At 70.9% G+C, this 2,201-nt stretch carries 1 pseudogene; it reads left to right on the forward strand.

Annotation, left to right across the window (positions count from 1 at the left end):
* Positions 1-4: 4 nt before the first annotated feature.
* Positions 5-2,201, forward strand: a pseudogene (locus ACFXOM_RS35545) (beta-ketoacyl synthase N-terminal-like domain-containing protein); the annotation flags it as partial.

A 2,201-nucleotide genomic window follows, 5' to 3' on the forward strand; every position in this document is an offset into this window, starting at 1 on the left:
TGAGTTGTATGTGAGTGGTGTGGAGGTTGATTGGTCTGCGGCTTATCCTGACCCGCGGCCCGGGGTCGTCGACCTGCCGACCTACGCCTTCCAACGCGAACGGCACTGGGTCGCGCACACCACCGAGCCCCGCCGCACCGCCTCCGCCGCAGAGGACCTGCAGGCCACCACCACGACCGCACGCCCCCGGGCGAGCCGGCCCACCCTCGACGTCGTACGGGACCACGCTGCCGCGGTGCTCGGCCACCGGGACCCCTCCGCGCTCCACGTCACCCACACCTTCAAGGACCTGGGCTTCGACTCCGTCACCGCCGAGGAACTGCGGAACCGGCTGAACCGGGCGCTCACGGTACGGCTGCCGTCCACCGCGCTCTACAACCATCCCTCTCCCGCCAGGCTTGCCCAATACCTCGACGCCGAACTCATGGGTACAGCAGTTGAGGTGACACAGCCCCGGGGTCAGGCGACCGACCCGGACGAGCCCATCGCCGTCGTCGCGATGGCCTGCCGCTACCCCGGCGGCGTTCGATCGCCCGAAGACCTCTGGAAGATCCTGCGGGACCGGGTCGATGCCATATCGCCTTTCCCCACCGACCGGGGTTGGCACACCGCCGAGCTGTACGACCCCGACCCCGAACACCCGGGCACCAGTTACGTACGCGAGGGCGGCTTCCTCGATGCCGCTTCCTTCGACGCCGGCTTCTTCGGGATCTCGCCGCGCGAGGCCCTGGCGATGGACCCGCAGCAGCGCCTGCTGCTGGAGACGTCATGGGAAGCCCTCGAGCGGGCCGGCATCGACCCGACGGGTCTTCGGGGCAGCCTCACGGGGGTTTTCGTCGGAGCCATGGCCCAGGAGTACGGCCCCCGTCTGCACCAGGCGTCCCCGCAGATCGAGGGCCACGTCCTGACCGGTACGACCACGAGCGTGGCCTCCGGACGCATCGCCTACACCCTCGGACTCGAAGGGCCGGCCATCACCGTGGACACGGCCTGCTCTTCCTCCCTGGTGGCGCTGCATCTCGCAGCGCAGGCACTGCGCGCCGGAGAGTGCACCCTCGCGCTCGCCGGCGGGGCCACGGTGATGTCCCAACCCGGTATGTTCGTGGAGTTCAGCCGTCAGCGGGGACTCGCGCCCGACGGCCGGTGCAAGCCGTTCGCCGCGGCCGCCGACGGTACCGCGTGGGGCGAAGGCGTCGGCGTACTGCTGCTGGAACGCCTGTCGGAGGCCCGCCGCAACGGGCATCCGGTCCTGGCGGTGATCCGCGGCAGCGCCACGAACCAGGACGGCGCTTCGAACGGTCTCAGCGCCCCCAACGGCCCGTCGCAGGAACGCGTGATCCGTGCAGCGCTTGCCGCTGCCGGTCTGCGGCCCTCGGACGTCGACGCGGTCGAGGCGCACGGTACGGGTACCGCGCTGGGCGATCCGATCGAGGCGCAGGCGTTGCTGGCGACGTACGGACAGGAGCGGGACGCGGACCGGCCGTTGTGGCTCGGCTCGCTCAAGTCCAACATCGGGCACACCCAGGCCGCAGCCGGTGTCGCCGGGGTCATCAAGATGGTGCTCGCCCTGCGGCACGGCGTCCTCCCGCAATCCCTGCACCTCGACGCACCGTCCCCGCACGTGGACTGGTCGGCGGGTACGGTACGGCTGCTCACCACGGACCAGCCGTGGCAGGCGAGCGAGCAGGTGCGCCGCGCCGGTGTCTCCTCGTTCGGCATCAGCGGCACCAACGCGCACGTGATCGTGGAACAGCCTCCGGTGGAAGCCTCCCCGGCACGCCCCGACGCAACGGAGCCGGAAGGCTCGGGACGAACCGACGGGGACCGCCGCGACCAGCAGGTCGTGCCGTGGCTCGTGCACGGCCGGACCCCGGAGGCCCTGCGCGCCCAGGCAGCCGCGCTCGCCACCCACCTCGACTCCTGCCCCGACGCCACACCGTACGACGTCGGACACTCCTTGCTGACGACACGTGCGGCACTCGAGCACCGAGCAGTGCTCGTCGGTGCTGACCGGGCGACCCTCCTCGCGAACCTGCATTCGGTGGCCGAAGGCGACCCCGGCCCCCACACCGCCACCGGCTCCGTACCCGCCGTGCCTGTTTCGTCGACGGTGTTTGTGTTTCCGGGGCAGGGGTCGCAGTGGGTGGGGATGGCGGTGGAGTTGTTGGATTCTTCGCCGGTGTTTGCGGGTCGGTTGGCGG

The organism is Streptomyces sp. NPDC059169, assembly GCF_042755225.1.
Classification (GTDB): Bacteria; Actinomycetota; Actinomycetes; order Streptomycetales; family Streptomycetaceae; genus Streptomyces.